The organism is Chlorogloeopsis sp. ULAP02, assembly GCF_038404745.2.
Lineage (GTDB): Bacteria > Cyanobacteriota > Cyanobacteriia > Cyanobacteriales > Nostocaceae > Chlorogloeopsis.
Map to the genome: position 1 here is coordinate 103177 of NZ_JAYKTT020000024.1, position 21515 is coordinate 124691.

Consider the following 21515-nt stretch of genomic DNA (forward strand, 5'->3'; position numbering starts at 1 on the left):
GCTTACTGCTTACTGCCTAGCTATCTGTCAAACAGTAATTGTTAAAATCGGAAGCTAGAGTTGCCGCTCTGCTTGTCGGCATAATATTACGATGACCTAGAACAAAAGGCTTATCACCATGATCGTCTGCCCTAACTGCAATCATCCCAACCCTGATGGCGCTATCCAATGTGAAGCTTGCTATACCCCGTTACCAGCGACTACGAACTGTCCCAGTTGTGGGGCAACCGTACAGGCAGATGCTTCTTTCTGCGGACAATGTGGTTATCACCTACGCGTAGGTACGGCAACAGCAGTAGCAGCAACCATTGCACCAGACATCCCGGTGGAAGTACAACCCATTATTAACCCCGATCCATTAGTACAGCCCCAACCAATCCCCATGAGTGGAACAGCCAGCTATAGCGCTCCTGACTCTTCAGGCTTACCACCAACAGCAGTGGCAGTTCCCCCAGAGAGCAATCCTCCACAACCAACGATTGCTGCTCAATCTTTCTCTGCTGAAGAAACAAGTCCATCTCCACCTCCAACAGCAGCACCAGCACCAGCACCTGAACCGATCGCTGCTGAGGAAGAAATTCCACAACCAGAACCACAACCAGAACCATCGTCTCAACCAGCCCCAGCACCGGTTGCGAGAACGCAATTACAGCAGGTAACAGCACGACTAGTTCACGTCCAAACTGACAGGCAAATTGAATTACCACAAAATCTCTCTGTAATTCATATTGGCAAACCTAACGATCGCATACCCCCAGATATAGATGTTTCTGGATTTCCCAACTCAGAAATTGTCTCGCGCATTCATTCTGATATTCGCGTCGAGGGAGATGCTTATTACATCGAAGATGTAGGTAGCTCCAACGGCACTTACATTAATAACTTACCGTTATTACCAGGAAATCGACATCGTTTAAGACCAGGCGATCGCATCAGTTTGGGTAAGGGAGATATGGTAACATTCCTGTTTCAACTCTTTTAAGTAGCGGTTATAGTAAGGAGGATTGATACAAGCCACTCACGTGATTACACTTATCCTCCTACAACCACTGCAATCGATCCCTGCTCAAAATTGGACTTTTGAAGACAACGAACCAGTCATTCGCATCGGGCGATCAGCGGATAACCATGTTGTTTTATACAGTGCTGTGGTTTCCCGCCATCATATTGAGTTGCGAAGATTGCCCAACGGTTGGGAAGTTGTAAGCTTAGGTGCTAATGGAACTTATTTGGATGGAGAAGCGATTCGGCAAGCGCCGATTACTGATGGAGCAGTTCTCCGTCTTGCCCGATCTGGGCCTCAAATTCAAATCCGTCTAGGAGTTTCCACAGAGGCGCACCTTCTTGATCCTATGTCGCACAATAGCTCACCTTCTTTGATGAATCAAGAATGGGGAGTAGGAAATGGTGAAAATAATTCCCAGCATATCTGGGAAGTTGCTCCTAAGGTCTCTACACAATTAGAATTGCCAGATTAGAGTGACATCAAGTTCGGCTAATCACTTACAATTAAAATCTTTCCGCGTCTGCCTTCATGATCAGTCGCTAGGGGGACATGACGTAACTCACCCCTAGAAGCTTTTAGCAGCGGTTAGGATAAATATTAAGTGCAATTCCGGTAGAGGGTAATACCTAAGGGACTTGAACCATGAGGGAACCAAGGAAAAATTTTCAACCATTACTTGCCACAGAAGCCCCACCCGAAGTTGAACGCATGGGGCTGACTTGGTTAATGGCAGCCGCGATCGCAACAGTAGTATTATGGCAAGTTCCTAGTGGAGATTATATTTTATACCCATTCACAATACTGGCGACCTGGTTTCACGAAATGGCGCATGGTTTAATGGCAATGCTATTGGGAGGCGATTTTCGCCAGTTACTGATTTTTTCTAATGGTTCGGGTGTAGCAATTTATAGTTATAGCGGCGGGTTTTTCTTGGGTTCATTCGGACGTGCTTTAGTCGCTGCTGCCGGGCCGATGGGGCCACCGATTGCAGGTGCTATTTTAATATTGGCTTCGCGTAGCTTTAAAACTGCTTCCTGGAGTTTGAAAATATTGGGGGGTTTTTTGCTGCTATCAACGGCAATTTGGGTGCGATCGCTATTTGGATTAGTGGCAATACCCCTGTTAGGTTTAATTATTTTAGGTATTGGTTTCAAAGCACCTCGTTGGGTACAAGGATTTGCAATTCAATTTTTAGGTGTACAAGCTTGTATAAGTACCTATCATCAACTCAACTATTTATTTAGCTACAGTGCTGGTTCCTTGGGGCTATCTGATACGGCACAAATTCAGCAAGAATTATTTTTACCTTACTGGTTTTGGGGAGCATTGATGGCGATCGCCTCTGGACTTTTGCTTGTACAAAGTTTGCGTATCGCCTATCGTTCAGCGCGAATAAACGTCAGCTAATTACAATACCTTCGCCAAAATCCAACACCCTAGAAGGCTGTCGCTATACGTACCAAGGCTGCCTCCGCAACCTGCAAGGATTTCAGCCCACGGAGGTGGGCTTTGTTTGTGTAGTACCAGGCTTCCAGCCTGTGAGCGTATCTCACCGTACTCGCATCCCCAACTTCTCATCCCAATGCAGTGGCTTTGCAGCTTTTGCTAAAGGAGACTCCGGAATCTGATTTACCGATACGCCATATTTCCAATTCGGCGGACAAATAGCAATATAGCGCGCATAGCCTCCAGTACCCCCTTGGAATTTCGGGTAGCCTATTGCCACGAGTGCTCCTGCTTCTGGTACTTGATCCAAATTGGCGACGCCTTCAGCTTGAGCATAACCGTTGTGCAGCAGCCAAGCTTCTCCTTCTAGATTGGGTGTAGTATCAGTATCTAGTGGCTCATGTCCATGAAATAGAATCTGCCGTTGCAGATGCAAAAACTTGAGAGCCTCAAGCTTCACGCCAGGAAATGGTTTTCTTTTAGCTAGTTCTGGGTTTGGCCATTCCTTCGACCAATCGGAGCGTACAAATACAATTGAGCCACTAGGAATCTTACCATGTTTCTTTTCCCACTCTAGGATATCTGCTACGCTCAAGTGATAACCTGGATTTTTAGCTACCTTGTCCTGAATTGGAATTACTACTAACGGTCGAATTGTATAAGTGGCAGGTAGCTCATCAATTGCTGGATAGTTGGGAGCCCAATAAGCAGGTGGATCTAGCTGAGTTCCTAACTGATCTGTAGATAAATCATAGTGTGTTGCTTCAAAGCCATCTGCTTTATAAGTGTATGGCTTGCCAGTTTTGGGATTAATGCTAGGTGCAAACGTAGACGAGCCAAAACCTGCCCACACAGGAATTTTAGGGGTAATGGTATGAGTTAAGTCAACATACTTGGCTTCTTGGAGCGATCGCTGATAAACTTGCCACAAACTTAAATCATCGCTGGGCTGTTTTGCACCTACTGCTGAGGAAATAAAGACGAGCAGTATTGGTAAACAAATTACAGTCAATAAAAGTTTAGTACTGTGTTGGCTCGCAAATTCCATAAAAACTGTAGACAAGGATTAATAAAAGTTAAATTTTTCCATAGTTTTATTAAAAAATATTACATCTAAAATTTTGAGTTTGAATCAATTCTCTATATATTTGCTGAATTATTCCTAAATAATCTATATATCATTATTTGTTGCGAACTCATCTATTTTTAATCAAACTATCATTTGTAATGAGGATGCATAACAAATACTTGAGATAGCTCATCAGATTTTTGCAGGAAAATATTAATTATGGTCAGCTTAACAGCAGAAGAAAAAAGGTTGCAGGAAGCACGCGATCGCCAAATGCATTGGAAGCGCTGGGGGCCATATTTAAGCGATCGCCAGTGGGGTACAGTCAGGGAAGATTATAGTGCCACAGGTTCAGCTTGGGATTATTTTCCGCATGAGCAGGCGCGATCGCGTGCCTATCGCTGGGGTGAAGATGGGATTGCTGGTATTTGCGATCACCATCAGCGACTGTGTTTTGCGATCGCGCTTTGGAATGGTGAAGACTCTATTCTCAAAGAACGCTTGTTTGGTTTAACAGGTAATGAAGGAAATCATGGGGAAGACGTTAAAGAATATTATTTTTACCTAGACAATACTCCTACTCATTCCTATATGAAATGTCTGTATAAATATCCCCACAGAACATTTCCCTATTCTCAATTAATCGAAGAAAATCGTCGCCGCAGTCGCCGAGAAATAGAATATGAACTTTTAGATACTGGCATCTTTAATGAAGACCGATACTTTGATATTTTTGTTGAGTATGCCAAAAATTACACCGATGATATTCTAATTCAAATTAGTGTTATCAACCGAGGACAAGAAGCAAAAACACTCCATCTTTTACCCACTTTGTGGTTTAGAAATACTTGGACTTGGAATGGGAAACAAGATAAACCATCTCTAAAAGAAGTAAAAGAAGAAATATCTGACGTATCTACAGTAGAAGCTTTTCACTCTACTTTAGGGAAAAGATGGCTGTATTGTCAGAAAGCTACGGAAATTTTATTTACAGAAAACGAAACAAATCATGAAAAATTATTTGGTGTTAGCAATACTTCTCGCTACGTCAAAGATGGAATTAATGATTATATAGTGCATGAACAAAAAGCAGCCGTAAATCCAAATCAAATTGGAACTAAAGCGGCTGCCCATTATATATTAAATGTTGGTGCGGGTGAAACAAAAATAGTTCAATTACGCCTAACTAATGAACTTTTCTTAACACCTTTTGGAGATGAATTTAACAATATCTTTGCCACTCGCCAACGCGAAGCCGACGAATTTTATCAGCGCATAACTCCTTTTTCGTTGCCAGAAGATATGCGAACAGTGCAGCGACAAGCTTTTGCTGGAATGTTCTGGAGTAAGCAATATTATCAATTTACTATCGATGAATGGATAAATGGCGATCCGGCAGAGCCATCTCCACCAAATGAACGCAAACACGGCAGAAATAACGAGTGGATTCACCTCAATAACGAAGATATTCTTTCCATGCCCGACAAATGGGAGTATCCCTACTACTGCGCCTGGGATTTAGCCTTCCATGCTATTCCCTTAGCGATGATCGATCCTGACTTTGCCAAGGAGCAATTAATTTTACTAACACGGGAATGGTATATGCATCCTAACGGACAAATTCCTGCTTATGAATGGGCTTTTAGTGATGTTAACCCACCCGTTCATGCATGGGCGGCATGGCGCGTTTATAAAATCGAGCAAAAAATGTATGGGCGGGCAGATAAACATTTTCTGGAAAGAGTATTTCAGAAGTTACTGCTTAACTTTACTTGGTGGGTAAATCGCAAAGATGTAGAAGGTAAGAACGTTTTTCAGGGAGGTTTTTTAGGTTTAGATAATATTGGAGTTTTTGACAGGAGTAAAGAGCTGCCAACAGGGGGACACATTGACCAATCTGATGGTACAAGTTGGATGGGGATGTACTGTTTAAATATGTTGGCGATCGCTCTAGAACTTGCTCAATCAAATTCCAATTATGAAGACATCGCCACAAAGTTTTTTGAGCATTTTCTCTATATTGCTGATGCGATGAATCACATTGGTGATGAAGGTACAGAACTATGGGATGAAAAAGATGGTTTTTATTATGATGTTCTACATTTACCTAACAATCATAATTTAACTTTAAAAGTACGTTCACTGGTGGGATTGATTCCACTTTTTGCTGTAGAAACTTTAGAACCAGATATTTTAGCAGCACTTCCTAATTTTAAAACTCGTCTGGAGTGGTTTATTAACAATCGCCCTAAATTGCGTCAAAATGTTGCTTGTATGGAAACGAGGGGTGTAGGTGCCAGAAGATTACTGGCAATAGTCAACCGTGATAAATTGCGGTGTATTCTGCAAAAAATGCTGGATGAAACAGAATTTTTATCAGAGTATGGAATTCGCTCAGTTTCCAAATATCATGCTGAGTATCCTTACATTTTTTATGCTAACAATTCTGAATATCGAGTAGATTACGAACCAGCAGAATCTAATAGCGGTTTATTTGGTGGTAATTCTAATTGGCGCGGCCCAATTTGGTTTCCAGTAAATTATCTGATTATTGAGTCACTGCAAAAATTCTATCATTACCTGGGAGATGATTTTAAAGTGGAATGTCCCACTGGTTCAGGTAAATATATAAATCTCTGGGAAGTAGCTTGTGAATTATCACAAAGGCTCATCAAAATTTTCATAAACAATGAAGCTGGCAATCGTCCTGTGTTTGGTGGAATGCAAAAATTTCAAACAGATCCACATTGGCATGATTTAATTCTTTTCAATGAATATTTTCATGGAGATAATGGAGCGGGAATTGGCGCAAGTCATCAAACAGGATGGACTGGTTTAATAGCAAAACTCATCCAACAGGTAGGAGAATATAGCGGGGAAAATCAACCTGGGGAAATGAAGAAAAATCAGGTTCAATCTGTTGCAATGTAAATAGAAGGCAGAGGAGCCAGCGCCGTGGGCGGGTTCCCCGACTTGGGGCGACTGGCGTGGCAGAAGGTTAAAGAGTTTTTCCTGTCTGCTCTCTTAATAAGCGTAAGGTGGGTAATGTTAAAAACTTAGGATTAGCTGCATATGGGCTAAAGAAAATTTTCGGTAAATAGATACTGCATTAAAATTAAATTTTGTAAGAACGCGAGTCTTACAACTCGCGTTTTACTTATTTAGAAATGACGTACAAGTTACGGAAGAATAAAACCACTCCAGGCACAGAAGACGCGGAGTAATAAGAGTTAGAGAAATATTTTGCGTAAGTCCTGTTATTAATAACAACCACTACTGTTTTTTGTGATTGGTTTTATTTTAAAATCTTACTAACAGCTGCTTGACTTTTAATTTGCTCAATTACTGCAAAACGAATATCTCGTTTTTCTGCTATCAATTTAACGCCCGGTTGTTGAAGATTTAAGAAATTTAATCCTTGTTCTTTACCACTAATTAAGAAGTCATTGATAGCAACTTTGTAAGTTTGACTGGGGTTAAGGGGTTGATTGTTAATTAGCCAGTTGCCTAAATTAGAGTCTTTACGAACTTTAGCTGTTTGCAGATAGCCACCAGTACCTTTATTAGCTTGTCCTTGCTCCAATACTCTTTGCAACAATGCACCGTTCATCTCTACTGCAACAATTTTGCCCCCAAAAGGCAGTATCCGAATCACATCATACTGGGTAACTGGCCCTGCTGGAATTACATCATCAATCCGAATTGAACCGCCATTGTATACTGCTAAATCTGCATCTTTTACTTCCTTCAAAATCGCCTCAGCAATTAATTCTGTTAAGTTTGTAGATTCATTGCGAACGCTAGATTCTAAACCATCTAAGGCAACTGGCACATTCGCAATTACCTGCTCCGGCTCAAATCCACTGGCGCGAAATGCCTGATAACCCCGTTCCACCCATTGCTTAACTACCTTTGCAATCTTGGAATCTTCGGGAATTTTCTCCGTTATTGGCACCAAACGCGAGTTAATCTGGAGGTTTTTCTTGATAGTGTTGTAGCTTAACTGGTGAACGTAGACAGTACGGGCATTGGCATCGGCTTTAAAAATTGGCGTAAAATCTCGCCCTCGCCACTGTTGAATGTTTTCATGCTCGTGACCGCCGAGTATAATATCTATTTCTGGTATTGTTTCTGCTAATTTACGATCTTGCTCGATTGACAGATGGGTAACAGCAATCAGAATATCAACTTTACCCTTGAGCGATCGCACCTGTTGTTTAGCAGTTTCAATCGGATCGGTGTAACTAACATACCTAGCTTTATTACTATCAAGAGTTACGCCAATTAAACCTACCCTTATCACAGCACCGCGATCGCCTTTGACATTAAAGACTATCGAGCGGGGAACACCTTTAAAAGGCTGCCCCTTACTGTCTGAGACATTACCAGAAAACCAGCGAAAGCGAGATTCTTTTAATCGTTCGTAGAACTTTTAATCGTTCGTAGAATAGGTTTTCGGGCAAATCAAACTCATGATTGCCAAAAGTCGCGTAGTCAAACCCCAAAGCATTCATAACTGCTACCATTTGCTGCCCTGCTAGGGGTATACCGTTAATTTTGGCAGTACCTAAAGCCGAGGGGCTAAAGGCATCTCCAGCTAAAAAAGTATAGGTGCGGGAATTTGCCTGATAAAGTTGTTTGCGTAAGGTAGCAACACGTGCCAAACCGCCGCGAGTTCCCCCCTCTACAGGAGTGATTTCGTAGATGTCATTGAGTTGCAGCAGGTTAATATTTACAATTTCTGCGAGGGCAGGAGTAGTAAAAGCTACTGTTGCTAACACCGGCAAAACTATGCTGCACCCCTTCCAGATAAGTTTCATATTGAGCTTTGAAGAACTCGTACTCTACGGAATTGATTTTAAGGGTTTCAGCGTCGGGAGTAGCAATAAGAACTATTAAATTTTGGGGATGGGTGGAGTGATGAGGGCGATCGCTTTCAAGTAAATAATGCTATGAAGCATTTATCGTCAAAGAGTGGTAGCACAACCAAGGGAGATCCGGAACTATCAGAAAGCAGATGGAAAAAACCCTTTTGCAGAATGGCTTGATTCTCTTAGAGATATGAGAGCCAGGGTTAAAATAGAGAGAAGGCTTGAACGAGTTGAGTTAGGTAATCTTGGAGATTATCGCTCAGTTGGAGAAGGAGTTTTTGAACTGAGAATTGATTATGGTTGTGGTTATCGTGTGTATTTTGGGCAGATAGGGACAACGATAATACTTCTACTCTGTGGCGGAGATAAAAGTACGCAAGAGCAAGACATTGTTACAGCTAAAAAATATTGGAGAGATTATGAAAGAAGTGAAAACGCCTACCAGTAGTAGCTACCATGATTATTTAATTTCTTCTCTCAAAGATCCCGAACATGCTGCTGCATATATCGGAGTTATGTTGGAATTAGAAGAAGGGCGCGAACCTGAACTACTACGTTCAGCGTTGAAAGATATTATTGATGCGCGTTTGCTGTCTGATAACCTCTCAGAGGAAGCTAAACAACATTACGAAAAACTCGACAAGATACTGTCGGAAACTGGCGGTAATGAAATTTACACTCTAATTGAATTCTTAGATGCGCTGGGATATCGGATTGCGATCGCGCCTAAAGATTAATTTTGAGGATGGGGTGATGAGGGCGATCACGTTTCATGAGATAGAAGTAGGCAAGCGTATTGAATTACTATTATGTCTATCTATTCAGCAGAAAATTATTTCCCACAGCTAAACTTTATCATGATAGTTTAAGTATTCTTTGTTAACCAAATATAGCTCAATGTTAAGCAATATTTGTCTTAAATATCTAATTACTTTACTTTTAATTGTTAATAGTTCATCAGCAGTTTTATCTCTTCCTACTTCTGTAAATGACTTTATACCATGTGCTAAATCATTTCTATTAGTTTTAATAGTCCATAAATCAGTACCATTTTCTGTCTTAATAGCATTGGTCTTATATGAAAAACCGTATTGACTTGCTATATCCTTAACTAATCTTCCATCTATATTGCCAGAAAATAGGTCTTCTTTGTCAAAGCAAGCAGAAATGATATCAAGTGAAATCACTGTAATATTATCAAGTATTTTATCAGGGTTACATTTTTTTAGATTTTTGAGTACTACTTTCTTAAGTTCAGGTCTAACTTCATCGAAAGACACTCCTTGGCTGCTCAACTCATCAAATATTGCTTCAATAGCATTTCGCATGGTAGATTCAACCAAATTATAGAGTAATAAAAATCCGCTAGCCTTAAGAGTTTTTTCCAAGTCAGAGTCAATATTTCTAATCTTGATTTTTCCATCTATGCCCTCCATACTCAACTTAGTTGTACCTTGCTCTAGAGTTTTTAGAAAAATAAAATATTTGCTGACTTCTTTAGAACGTAAGTTGAAATCCTGAAATAATGTGCTTGTCATAATTTCCCTAGCAGTTGGCTACGTACATACTCAATACGCTTAATTACTCTCAATCTAGAACTGCTACCATTACCATCAGCTAATTTCTTAAACTCATCAGAATTTACCCAATTTGTAGTTTGTGGTTTTAAGTCCCTTTTTTCTCTTAAAGCTAGGGCTACACCCACAGAAAGAGACTCAAATTTAATTCTAGTTGTTGTTTTAGCATAATCTTTACCTTGGCGAAATCCTTTTGGAAAATATTGTTCTACAAAATCTAGCATTAACAAAAACTCAGTTTGCATTTTTTCATGATCACAAGTATTATTTTCATTAGCGGTCTTTAAATATTCATCAAGAAATTCATTTACTTTGTTAGCATTGAAATTGTTATAATTATTTAAAAATGCAAAGAAACGCAATACAAATTCTTGTGGTTCACGCCTATCAATAGCAACTTTAGTAAACGAACATAAATCAAGAAATTTTTTATTTTTCGATAGTTCATCAATAATTTCAAGGAATGGGCCACGCATTATACCTCTGCGCTTTTCCATCTCGTTCAGTTCAACGCTACCAGTATTAATGCGTTCAAATATATCTCTTCGTATTTCCTCATCTGCATTTTCGGTAAGTTGGATCATCCGAATGGTAGTTCTTTTGAAGCGTCTTTGACGGGCTAGTGGCAAGTCAGTGAAAATGAAGCCATTTAGTTTCTCTAATTTCTTTAATCCACTTAAAATGAGTTTATCGTTGAGAAATTCTGCTAAGGTACGGATGCGTTGTGTACCATCAATTATTTCTAAACGTGCTTCCTCACGGACATCAGCAACGAAAATATAGGGTATTGGCAAACCTAAAAGTACAGACTCAATAAACTTTGATTGCCTTTCCTCATCCCAAGCTATTTCCCGTTGGTAATCTGGAATGAATAATTCGTTTGTATCGTCATCTAGTCCGTCCTGATACTTCTGAATGAGAATTTCGATGGGATACTCTTTTGTGTCGTAATCAACAGGCTTCTGCTTCTCGCGAATCTCTGCTTCCGCAGCTTCTCGCATTTCATCCGTTATTTCTAGCTTGGGCGGCATATTTCTTACCTGGAGTAGTATGTTTCACAGCTTAGGTGAGGAGTGTACACAAGGAAGCTAGGGTTTAACTATTTATATATTGCAGTTAATGTAAAATACATTGCCCTTCCTTTTAGAGCAATTATTCCACTACACATTTGCTAATAAAGTAGCTAGATAATAGCTAGCAAAGTAAGATGCAATGCAGAATGTAAAAATAACTGGCTTCTCTCCGACTTTAAAGAAAACATTTCCCCTCACAGCAACCTCTCAACATCAACTAATCAATTCCCAGTTGTCTCTCAGTCAAATCTCATCTTGGCATGGCTTAATAACTTGTAAGCTGACTGACAAAATATCCTCATGACAACTAATCTACAAATCGGTGAAAAATTCCCCGACTTTACACTGCCAAATTATCGCAATGAACTAACGCAACTATCCCAATTTACAAAACCCAGTTTACTAGATCAACATTTGGGATTCCTCGATGGTTACCCATTGATTTTGGTATTTTATCGAGGCTTTTTTTGCCCGCGCGATCAACAGCAAATGCGAGAGTTTATCCAATTCCAAGACGAATTGAGGGTGAACTATTGCCACTTAGTTTGTGTGAGTGCAGATCCGCCTATTGTTCAAGCTGCTTTTCGCGCTGGCTTGGGAGCACAATGGACTTTTTTATCAGATGAAAAACGGGAAATTATTAAACAAATCAACATTCTCGATCAGACGGAAGGCGAGTATGCTAATCGCGCCCAACCTTATACTTTTGTGCTAAAACCTGACTTGAGTATTTACAAAATATATAACGGTTGGTTTTTTGTGGGAAGACCAACAGTTGAAGAACTCAGGCGTGATTTACGTGCCATTATGGAAACTTTATCGAATTACCGCTACGAAGCTTACAACACTCCAGAGGTACGACAAATTCGCATTCCCCAGCAAGAATGGGCAAATGGTGTACCACCTTTGGGTGCAAATGGGCTGCCTGTAGAGCAAGGTGTAGTTCGTGATTTTGATTTGCAAACGGGTAATGGTTTCATCACCACACAAAAGGGTGATGATGTGTTTTTCAACTTTACTGCTATACCTGGTGAAGGATATCGCACGATTAAACCTGGTACAGCTGTGAAATTTGAGGTAGTCAAAGGTAAGTTTGGTTTGAGTGCGCGTAATATTCAGTTGATGTCTTAACTGTCGCGATCGCTCCAATAGATTTCGACAATTTAACGACACCCCAAGCTTTCGCGGGTTGGCACACCTGTAACGGGGTTGACTCCATCAGCGCGATCGCACATCTGTTTTACTTCATAGGGATCGAGCAGGGCATTAGAAAAATCTGCCCCTGTAATCGCAGCATTGTAGAAGCGACTGCTAGTGAGCAGGGCATCGGTAAAAATGGCGTTGGTTAAATCAGCTTCATTAAAAATGACGCGATCGGCAAATGCTTCTGAGAGATTCGCGCCAGTTAAATTAGCATTGAGAAATGAACCTTTGGTGAGAATCGTGCCGCTAAGATTTGCCCCTTGAAAATTTGCCCTCTGCATTTCTGCACCTGCAAAGGATGTTCCGTGTAGATCTTGATGGGAAAAATCTCGATTTCGTAAGTCTGCGAGTGTGTAATTAACAGTGTTCTCCTGTGCCAATGCAGGAGGAGTATTCAGGGTTAACAACCAACTAACCAAGCAAACGAGCAGAAAAACACTTAAGATTATCCGTTTCATAGTCCCAATTTCCGAGCCTTAATTCTGATACTAGCTCTCACCATTACACTTAGTGAGTATTTTGTTGAGAAGTCAAGCTAGCAAAATCGAATAATTGAGTATCGGCAAGATGGGAGGGACAAACATTCTGAAGGCTACGAAACAGACTATCAATTCTGCCTGGATTTTCCTTTTCCCAAGCCTGTAGCATTTGCTTGATTTGCGATCGCTGCAAGTTTTCCTGAGAGCCGCAAAGATTGCAGGGAATAATAGGAAACTGTCGCATTTCGGCATAATGCTCAATATCGTTTTCTGAGCAATAGGCAAGTGGGCGAATAATTACGTTTTGTCCGTCATCGCTTTTGAGCTTAGGTGGCATGGCTTTGAGCGTGCCTGCATAAAACATATTCAAAAACAGAGTTCCTACAATATCATCTCGATGATGACCAAGAGCAATTTTAGTTGCACCTTCTTCATTTGCTATACGATAGAGAATGCCACGGCGCAAGCGCGAACATAAACTGCACATTGTCTTGCCTTCGGGGATGATACTTTTAACAATGCTGTAAGTATCTTCTTCTACAATCCGGTAAGGCACACGCAAAGTTTTTAAGTATTCTGGCAGTACTTGTGCTGGAAAGCCTGGCTGTTTCTGATCCAAGTTCACAGCCAGAATATCAAATTTTACGGGGGCTTTTCGTTGGAGAGTTAGTAATAAGTCGAGCATGGTGTAGGAATCTTTACCGCCGGAGAGGCAAACCATAATGCGATCGCCATCCTCAATCATTTTGTAATCGTGGATTGCCTTCCCTACTAGGCTACGCAGATTTGTCTCTAACTTTTTGAAGGTTTTTGAGTCAAGAACCTCCGTTGATTGCATCTAATGTCTCCCTATTTTTTGATTTTTTTAGTGTTTAATCAGGTGATTACACTCGATAAATATACAGTGTTAATATATCAACTAAACAGTGCTAAGTTAAATAGCGTTTTTAAACGCAGAGGGGCGCAAAGTTAGCGCAAAGTAACGCAGAGTTTTTTCTTAGAGATTTGTCATTAAGTTGGGGTGTGATGCCACTAGGCAAATAACTTCTCTTAATCATATTTACCCTCTTGTAAAGTGTGGATAAACGATGAGAAAGAATATTTATCCGACTTATATAGATTTGTATGGGGAATTTTAGATGCTACGATTGTCGCTCACACACTTACAGAAAAATAGTTTGTGAGCAGCTGATTCAATTTTTGTAAACCAAGCTAAAATCAGGAGAAATACATCCGTTGTCAGCAATTACGAGTTGCAATCTCAATACAGCTAAAATTTCCATTATTATTCCAACTCTCAATGAAGCGGAAAATATTAAAGCTACATTAGCCAGTATCCAACCAAGTACAGATTTAGAAACGATTGTGGTGGATGGTGGTTCACAAGATAACACATTAGCAATTGCCGAGTCTTTGGGCGCAAAAGTTATAAAATCTAATCTTGGGCGTGCTTGTCAAATGAACGCAGGAGCTTCAGTGGCAGGCGGAGAGATTTTGTTATTTCTCCATGCCGATACCCGTTTACCTTTTGATTTCGATGTCATGATTCGTAAAGCGCTGGAAAAACCTGGAGTTGTAGCGGGTGCCTTTGCTTTGCGGATTGATGCAGAATTGTTGAGTTTACGGTTGGTGGAATGGGGCGTGAATGTGCGATCGCGTTTTTGGCAAATGCCCTACGGTGATCAAGCATTTTTTTTAACTAAGGAAATTTTTCTCTATATTGGTGGTTTTCCTGAATTACCTATTATGGAAGACTTTGAATTAATACGACGTTTAAGAACTTTGGGTAAAATAGCACTTGTTCCAGTTCCAGTGATTACTTCAGCCCGTCGTTGGTTACAAAAAGGGGTTTGGCAAACAACTTTGATGAATCAAATAGTGATTGTTGCTTATTTTCTTGGAGTTTCTCCTGAGAGAATTCGTCGCTGGTATCGTCGGGAAAAACTAGAAAAACTAAAGGAATTTTAAGCTGCTTTTAATTTAAGCAGAGTATCTTAACCTCAGATAGTCATTTGTCATTTGTTAGTAGGGAGGCAGCGCGCCCTTGGGGGTTCCCCCGGTTGTAGCGACTGCCGTGCGGGTTTTATGGATAATTTTGCCGTTCAAACTGATAATTTATCTTCTAAACCCGCCTGTACAGTGGTTAGTAGTTAGTGGTTGGTTGTTCTCCTGGTGTTCCCTGCCCCTGGTGCTTTCTTGTCTCCTAGCCCTTAGTCCCTAGTCTCTAGTCCCTAATCCCATGCACCAAAAACACAAACATCTTCTCACACCCAAGCTTAAACTTGTACTCTTATTCTTTGTGGTTGCCGCCCTGGTGATTTGTGCTAAACAATTTAATCTTCAGGGAATTTTGCAGACATCTATCTTGTGGGTTCAAAGTCTAGATACCTTAGCACCGATCGCCTTTATCGTTATCTATAATCTAGCTACATTACTTTTTATACCTGGCTCTCTACTAACGTTGAAAGGAGGTTGCCTGTTTGGTTTAGTTTGGGGATCTGTATACGTGTTAATTGCCGCAACTTTAGGAGCCACTTTTGCATTTTTAGTTGGGCGCTACATATCACGAGATTGGGTGTGCCAACAGCTTGATAAACATCCGAAATTCAAAGCCATTGATCGGGCTGTTGCGAAGGAAGGGTTCAAAATTGTATTTTTGACGCGTCTGTCTCCTCTCTTTCCGTTTAACTTGTTAAATTATGCATTCGGAATTACAAAGGTTTCGCTCAAAGACTATATCTTGGGTTCCATTGGCATGGTTCCGGGTACTTTAATGTACGTTTATGTTGGTTCTGTTGCTGGTAACCTAGCAATGATTAATACGCCTCTTCAGCCAACTACACCACGAACTCAAATTGGGCAATGGATAATGCAGGCGATCGGATTAATTGCCACTATTGCCCTCACCCTATACATAACAAGAATAGCTCAGAAAGCTTTAAAAGAAAGTGTGGCAGTTGTAGAAGAAACAGACTAATATCTGTCTCTGTGTTTCTTCTTCTGGGTTCTCTGCGCCTCTGTGGTTATTTTATATAGTTATCATTTCTTAAAAGTAAATTATTAATTAAATTTTTCCATAACTACAAGTCATGAAAAATCAACTCATCAAATATCAATTTCCTTTCCAAAAATTGCCGAATATTTTAAAATTGAGTTTCTTGACATTACTTGCATTTGCTATTACTTTCTTGTTGAATGCAGATCCTGCTTTAGCACAGCAATCTGCCAATACACAAGGATTTAATCCTCAAGAATGGTTGCGAAACGCTCTACAGTGGATTGAAAGTTTGGGTGCAGTAGGAGCGATCGCTTTCATCGCTCTTTACATAATCGCTACTGTTGCTTTCTTACCAGGCTCAATTCTTACCTTGGGTGCTGGCGTTGTGTTTGGTGTGGTTTGGGGTTCTGTTTATGTTTTCATTGGTGCAACTTTAGGCGCTACCGCCGCTTTTCTTGTCGGGCGCTATTTGGCAAGAGGATGGGTTGCTAAGAAAATCGCAGATCACAAAAAATTTGCCGCTATTGATCGCGCTGTCGGCACAGAAGGATTCAAAATTGTTCTGTTAACACGACTATCTCCTGTATTTCCTTTCAATTTATTAAACTATGCCTTTGGAATCACAGGTGTTTCACTCAAAGACTACTTTATTGGTTCTGTAGGCATGATCCCTGGAACAATCATGTATGTTTATATTGGTTCCCTCGCTGGGAATTTAGCCATGATTGGTACAGAGACTCAACCAACCAACCCCACTGTGCAATGGGCAATTCGGATTCTTGGTTTTATTGCAACAGTTGCCGTAACGATTTATGTTACTCGTGTTGCTCGCAAAGCTCTAGAACAAGAAGTTCATGGTTAGTGGGTAGTGGTTTTGTTGATTATATGAACGGTTAAAACCGACAATTTATCTTCCAAACCCGTCCGTACAGTGGATAGTGGTTAGTGGTTAACAAGTAAAAATTAACTACTACCTACTAACTACTACCTACTAACTACTATCTATCTACCTACTATCTACTAACAACCAGGGAGCCACTAATGTCAAATTCTGAATTTCAGAGAGTGATTGTCCGCCCAGTAGATGAGTATAACCAGAAACTGGTTTCTTACGTACACCCACCAAACTGGGTTAATCCTACACCTGCTGATTGTTATGACTTAGTGGTAATTGGTGCTGGTACAGCAGGATTGGTAGTGGCGGCGGGTGCTGTGGGTTTGGGTTTGGGTTTGAAGGTAGCACTAATAGAAAAGCACCTCATGGGTGGAGATTGCTTAAATGTTGGTTGTGTGCCGTCAAAGTGCGTAATCAGATCTTCGCGGGTGATCGGCGAAATCTGGAGTGCTAAAAACTTAGGAGTTAATGTTTCCCAATTCGTTGACGTGGATTTTCCTGCTGTGATGGAGCGGATGCGGCGACTTCGAGCTGGTATTAGCCATCACGATTCAGCGGAACGTTTTCAAAAGCTAGGTGTAGATGTTTTTTTGGGGAGCGCTAAGTTTGCAGGTAGTAATATTGTAGAAGTTGGCGACAAGACTCTTAACTTTAAAAAAGCTGTAATTGCTACTGGCGCTAGGGCAGCGCGTCTTTCTATCCCAGGAATTGAAGAAGCTGGTTATCTTACAAATGAAACAGTTTTTTCCCTCATCCAACGCCCACAACGTTTAGCAGTGATTGGCGGGGGAGCGATAGGTTGCGAGTTGGCGCAAGCTTTCCGGCGTTTGGGTTGTGAGGTAATAGTTTTTCATCGCGGTTCTCATATTCTCAATAAAGAGGATGCTGATGCTGCCCAAATTCTCCAAAATGTCTTTCTCAAAGAAAAAATTCGCTTGGTACTCAATTGTCAAATGCAGCGAGTAGAAAAAACTAGCGATGGCAAGACGCTTTACTTTAGCTGCAATGGTAAAGAAGATTCAGTCACAGTAGATGAAATTTTAGCGGGTGCGGGGCGCGTGCCAAATGTAGAAGGTTTGAATTTAGAAGCTGTTGGGGTGGAGTACGATCGACGCAAGGGTGTAAGGGTGAATGATTACTTGCAAACCACAAACCCTAAGATTTTTGCTGCTGGCGACATCTGTATGGATTGGAAATTTACCCATGCTGCTGATGCGGCAGCGCGAATTGTGATTAAAAATACACTGTTTTCTCCTTTCGGTTTGGGACGATATAAACTTAGTACTTTAGTAATGCCTTGGGTAACGTATACCGATCCAGAAATTGCCCATGTAGGGATGTACGAACATCAAGCCCAGCAAAAAGGTATTGAAGTTAATACAATCAAGATTAATTTTAGTGCTGTCGATCGCGCGATCGCTGATGGTGAAGAGGAAGGTTTTGTCAAAATCCTCCATAAAAAAGGATCGGATGAAATCTTGGGTGCGACGATTGTTGCTCGTCATGCGGGTGAGATGATTTCGGAGGTTACCACGGCAATTGTTAACAAGATAGGTTTAAGTAAACTTAGCAGCGTTATTCATCCTTATCCTACTCAAGCAGAAGGTATTAAAAAAGCCGCAGATGCCTATCGTCGAACTTTGTTGACACCAAAAACCAAACGCTTTTTAGGACTGCTAACAAAGTTGTCTTAATAATAACTATTTCTGAAAATTGTAGTGGACTATTGGACTGACACGACCACCACACCACAAGATTTATATTTATGCACTCAATGAGTCTTGTCACGCCACTACGTATACTTCAACAATAAAATATGAGTCATTAACCTAATGGTGATGATAGCTAATACGACTAATTAGCCAAGCCGAAGATATAATTCCCACAAATTGAGCCACGATTGTATTAATATTTGCCTGCACTACAAACATATCGAGTGGCTCAATCAATTGACTTGCGTTATAAATAGCCATCCCTTGTACTTGAGTCAGCGATTTTGCTACCAGAGTCCCAACAATTACCTCAACACCGAATAAAGTCAATATCATACCAGCAGCATTTAGAGCCAATCCCCGCCAAAGAAGACTAATCACATCTGCTTTTTTGGGGTGTAATGCCGGATTTGGGTTCTGTAAATCTTTGCCAATACGAATGTAGTTCCAATCCCAATAAAGGCTTAATCCAAGTACCAAAAGTCCACCTAATCCACAAAATAAACCCAACCCAGACATGGCATCTTGAGCCTTGAGGTTGAAATTGGGATCGGCGATCGCAAACAATACAATTAATCCTGAAACTACCAGCAGTCCTAGTTGTACACCAAAATTAATCCAACCTGCTAGGCGAAAATTCGTAGCGATTTCCTGAACGGTTGGTAAGGAAGAGCGTAAGTCTAACTTGTTTAACATACATTTATCCTCATCCACTATAGACAATTGTCACCATTACAGCCTGTGATAGCTTCTGTATGGGCTGTCTTTTTGTAGATGAATTTATACGTAGCGATCGCTGATTTGAAAAGACTTTATCAAAATCCTCCATAAACAGGGATTAAGGATTACTAAAAAATAAATTACTCAATAAATATAGAGTGGGTAACCCACTATGATTCGAGGGTTGATCGTGCGTTACGGACTATCGTCCTAATGCACCCTACAAATTGGAAATTTTTTAACTGGAAGTTCTTTAAAGCAAATTCTTGGTGCAACCATTGTAAATTGCAGGATTTGTCTTAGAGTGCTAGGAAATAGTTAAATAATGACTAACGAGTGTTTAAGCTTGATGAATCAGTATTAGAACCTTGTTGACGAGTATTTGAGCTTGATGAACGAGTCTCAGAACTTCAAGGACGAGTATTTGAGCTTGATGAACGAGTCTCAGAACTTCATTGACGAGTATTTGAGCTTGATGAATCAGTATTAGAACCTTGTTGACGAGTATTTGAGCTTGATAAACGAATCTCAGAACTTCATTGACGAGTATTTGAAACTCGATCACGAGTATTAGAGGTACATTAATCAGTATTTTAGCTTGATTGCTGATCATCAAAGCCTGGTTGACAAGTCAATAGACTTCTTCAATGTGAATATATAACTTAAAGTTTATAGAAATATTTAGGCTTGGATGAGACACAGGGATTGACGCTGTTTGTTAAACCTGAAAATATTCAAATTGAATCTACTGAATCTAAAAAAGAGAAAAATTTGATACTAAATGCTACTAATAGCCTTAGCCTATCCTCTCACAATCCTGCTTTCCTCTAGACTAGGGGCAGTAACCTTATTAAACTTCAATCCCTGATCAGCAATAATACAGAATTACTTCTGTTCTATAGTTTTTGAGCAAATTATCAAGTAACCACCATGAACTGTATACACCAGAACATATAAAAAACTTTCTTCCCTACCTGCGCTCTTGCGCGCAGCGACTTCTGCCCTCTGCCATCTGCCTTTTACTTACACTTTCGCATCACCCTGGTTAGTATGTTATGCAAACACCAAATAATACAACCTCTACTCTCCAAGATTTCTCACGCAGGGAATTGCGAGATTTAGTGCGAGCGCAATTGCAAAGTTTATTAGAAGCCGGAGATTTACGGGGAGCAAAAGCCATTTTGGTGCCTGTACAGCCTGTGGATATTGCCGAGGCGATAGAAGGTTTGCCAGAAGCAATGCACGCAATAGCTTTTCGCTTGCTTTCTAAAGATGAAGCGATCGAGGTTTATGAATATCTTGACTACAGCATTCAAGAACGACTGATTGAGGAACTCAGAAGTCAGGAAGTCCGCGATATAGTCGATCAAATGTCACCGGATGATCGCGCCAGGTTATTTGATGAATTACCAGCCAAAGTCGTCAATCGTCTTCTAGAACAACTAAGCCCAGCCGAAAGAACAGCCACAGCTCAACTTTTGGGTTATGAAGCTGGCACAGCCGGAAGAATCATGACGCCGGAGTTAATTTCTTTAAAAGAAAATTTTACAGTCGCTGAAACTCTAGAGCGAATTCGTCGCGTGGCTAATGCCAGTGAAATGATTTACTATCTCTACGTTACAGATGCAGCTAGGCGTTTGACTGGAATTGTATCTTTACGTGAATTGGTAACATCTCAACCGGAACAGACAATTGGCGATATCATGACTCGTGATGTGGTGTTTGTTCACACGGATACAGACCAAGAAACAGTAGCAAGATTAATTCAAAGATATGATTTTCTTGCTGTGCCTGTGGTGGATCGAGAACAGCGTTTAGTGGGAATTGTTACAGTCGATGATGTAATTGATATTATCCAAGAGGAAACCACTGAGGATATTTATGCTGTAGGTGGTGGTGTTCAATCAGGTGGTGACGGCTATTTTGAATCAGATTTATTTACAGTTGCTCGCAAGCGGGTTGTCTGGTTACTTGTCTTACTTATTACTAATACTGTGACGGGAACAATTATTAAGTCGCAAGAGGATATTTTAGAAAAAGTGGTAGTGTTGGCAGCTTTTATCCCCTTGCTAGTCGGTACAGGTGGTAATGTTGGTGCTCAATCTTCCACAGTCGTGATTCGTGGTATGAATACTGAAGAAATCCGCGCTTTGGGTGGCCCATTACACGTCATTGGTAGAGAAGCTGTGGCTGGAGCTTTGTTAGGAGTAATGTTAGGCTTAATCGCAACTGTATGGGCTTTCTTTCTACAAAAGAATTTAGAAGTAGCCTTAGCAGTTGGCGTTAGTCTCGTAGCGATTTCTGTTTTAGCTTCTGTTTCTGGTTCCGCTCTACCGTTTTTATTCCGCTTACTGCGCTTAGATCCGGCATTAATGTCAGCGCCTTTTATTACTACAGCAGTGGATGTTGTAGGTGTTTTAATTTACTTTAATTTAGCGCGAGTAATATTAAGAATATAAGTTCGTA

At 40.6% G+C, this 21515-nt stretch carries 20 protein-coding genes; 12 read left to right on the forward strand and 8 right to left on the reverse strand.

Annotation, left to right across the window (positions count from 1 at the left end):
• The first annotated feature begins 118 nt into the window (after window positions 1–118).
• The 3 genes from U2718_RS12505 (at window position 119) to U2718_RS12515 (ending at window position 2413) form a co-directional block, all read left to right on the forward strand.
• Window positions 119–982, forward strand: a complete 864-nt coding sequence (locus U2718_RS12505) for an FHA domain-containing protein (RefSeq protein ID WP_341998411.1) — start codon at window positions 119–121, stop codon at window positions 980–982.
• 22 nt (window positions 983–1004) lie between these two features.
• Window positions 1005–1478 (forward strand): FHA domain-containing protein, encoded by a 474-nt coding sequence (locus tag U2718_RS12510; RefSeq protein ID WP_411813272.1) that lies wholly within the window; start codon window positions 1005–1007, stop codon window positions 1476–1478.
• 170 nt (window positions 1479–1648) lie between these two features.
• Complete coding sequence (locus U2718_RS12515; RefSeq protein ID WP_341998415.1) at window positions 1649–2413, forward strand: M50 family metallopeptidase; 765 nt, start codon at window positions 1649–1651, stop codon at window positions 2411–2413.
• A gap of 142 nt (window positions 2414–2555) precedes the next feature.
• On the opposite strand, the gene U2718_RS12520 is transcribed toward U2718_RS12515, so the two are convergent.
• Window positions 2556–3500 carry a cyclase family protein gene (locus tag U2718_RS12520; RefSeq protein ID WP_341998417.1) on the reverse strand — a complete coding sequence of 315 codons (945 nt, stop codon included), beginning with the start codon at window positions 3498–3500 and terminating at the stop codon, window positions 2556–2558.
• A gap of 240 nt (window positions 3501–3740) precedes the next feature.
• On the opposite strand from U2718_RS12520, the gene U2718_RS12525 reads away from it, so the two are divergent.
• Window positions 3741–6452, forward strand: a complete 2712-nt coding sequence (locus U2718_RS12525) for an MGH1-like glycoside hydrolase domain-containing protein (protein WP_341998418.1) — start codon at window positions 3741–3743, stop codon at window positions 6450–6452.
• 364 nt (window positions 6453–6816) lie between these two features.
• On the opposite strand, the gene U2718_RS12530 is transcribed toward U2718_RS12525, so the two are convergent.
• Complete coding sequence (locus U2718_RS12530; protein WP_341998419.1) at window positions 6817–7824, reverse strand: bifunctional metallophosphatase/5'-nucleotidase; 1008 nt, start codon at window positions 7822–7824, stop codon at window positions 6817–6819.
• A gap of 79 nt (window positions 7825–7903) precedes the next feature.
• A complete protein-coding gene (locus tag U2718_RS12535) occupies window positions 7904–8341 on the reverse strand; it encodes a hypothetical protein (protein WP_341998421.1) in 438 nt (145 codons plus the stop codon).
• A gap of 154 nt (window positions 8342–8495) precedes the next feature.
• Here U2718_RS12535 and U2718_RS12540 point away from each other — a divergent pair, with 154 nt between their 5' ends.
• Window positions 8496–8840 carry a type II toxin-antitoxin system RelE/ParE family toxin gene (locus U2718_RS12540; protein ID WP_341998423.1) on the forward strand — a complete coding sequence of 115 codons (345 nt, stop codon included), beginning with the start codon at window positions 8496–8498 and terminating at the stop codon, window positions 8838–8840.
• Window positions 8812–9129 (forward strand): DNA-binding protein, encoded by a 318-nt coding sequence (locus tag U2718_RS12545; RefSeq protein WP_016876922.1) that lies wholly within the window; start codon window positions 8812–8814, stop codon window positions 9127–9129. Before U2718_RS12540 ends, U2718_RS12545 begins: the two co-directional genes overlap by 29 nt.
• A gap of 108 nt (window positions 9130–9237) precedes the next feature.
• Here U2718_RS12545 and U2718_RS12550 read toward each other — a convergent pair whose 3' ends face one another.
• Both U2718_RS12550 and U2718_RS12555 read right to left on the reverse strand, forming a co-directional pair.
• Window positions 9238–9930, reverse strand: coding sequence for an MAE_28990/MAE_18760 family HEPN-like nuclease (locus U2718_RS12550; RefSeq protein ID WP_016876921.1), 693 nt, complete (start codon window positions 9928–9930; stop codon window positions 9238–9240).
• Window positions 9927–11000, reverse strand: a complete 1074-nt coding sequence (locus U2718_RS12555) for a DUF262 domain-containing protein (protein WP_341998427.1) — start codon at window positions 10998–11000, stop codon at window positions 9927–9929. Before U2718_RS12555 ends, U2718_RS12550 begins: the two co-directional genes overlap by 4 nt.
• A 342-nt stretch (window positions 11001–11342) precedes the next feature.
• Between U2718_RS12555 and U2718_RS12560 the strand changes: the two genes are divergently transcribed.
• Complete coding sequence (locus tag U2718_RS12560) at window positions 11343–12173, forward strand: redoxin domain-containing protein (protein WP_341998429.1); 831 nt, start codon at window positions 11343–11345, stop codon at window positions 12171–12173.
• Between the two features lie 32 nt (window positions 12174–12205).
• On the opposite strand, the gene U2718_RS12565 is transcribed toward U2718_RS12560, so the two are convergent.
• Together U2718_RS12565 and ttcA are read right to left on the reverse strand one after the other, a co-directional pair.
• A complete protein-coding gene (locus U2718_RS12565; protein ID WP_341998431.1) occupies window positions 12206–12703 on the reverse strand; it encodes a pentapeptide repeat-containing protein in 498 nt (165 codons plus the stop codon).
• Between the two features lie 49 nt (window positions 12704–12752).
• Window positions 12753–13562: a tRNA 2-thiocytidine(32) synthetase TtcA gene (gene ttcA, locus U2718_RS12570; protein ID WP_341998432.1), complete on the reverse strand. Its 810-nt coding sequence runs from the start codon at window positions 13560–13562 to the stop codon at window positions 12753–12755.
• A gap of 398 nt (window positions 13563–13960) precedes the next feature.
• Between ttcA and U2718_RS12575 the strand changes: the two genes are divergently transcribed.
• From U2718_RS12575 to U2718_RS12590, 4 genes are all read left to right on the forward strand, one after another.
• Entirely contained in the window at window positions 13961–14692 is a 732-nt protein-coding gene (locus tag U2718_RS12575; protein ID WP_341998433.1) for a TIGR04283 family arsenosugar biosynthesis glycosyltransferase, read from the forward strand.
• Window positions 14693–14963: 271 nt separating this feature from the next.
• Window positions 14964–15701, forward strand: a complete 738-nt coding sequence (locus U2718_RS12580) for a TVP38/TMEM64 family protein (protein WP_341998434.1) — start codon at window positions 14964–14966, stop codon at window positions 15699–15701.
• 112 nt (window positions 15702–15813) lie between these two features.
• Window positions 15814–16584 (forward strand): TVP38/TMEM64 family protein, encoded by a 771-nt coding sequence (locus tag U2718_RS12585; protein WP_341998435.1) that lies wholly within the window; start codon window positions 15814–15816, stop codon window positions 16582–16584.
• Window positions 16585–16763: 179 nt separating this feature from the next.
• Window positions 16764–18311 (forward strand): mercuric reductase, encoded by a 1548-nt coding sequence (locus tag U2718_RS12590; RefSeq protein ID WP_341998436.1) that lies wholly within the window; start codon window positions 16764–16766, stop codon window positions 18309–18311.
• 135 nt (window positions 18312–18446) lie between these two features.
• Here the strand turns inward: U2718_RS12590 and U2718_RS12595 are convergent, their stop codons facing one another.
• Entirely contained in the window at window positions 18447–19025 is a 579-nt protein-coding gene (locus U2718_RS12595; protein ID WP_341998437.1) for a DUF3611 family protein, read from the reverse strand.
• 1079 nt (window positions 19026–20104) lie between these two features.
• Between U2718_RS12595 and mgtE the strand changes: the two genes are divergently transcribed.
• Complete coding sequence (gene mgtE, locus U2718_RS12600) at window positions 20105–21508, forward strand: magnesium transporter (protein ID WP_341998438.1); 1404 nt, start codon at window positions 20105–20107, stop codon at window positions 21506–21508.
• Window positions 21509–21515 lie beyond the last annotated feature (7 nt).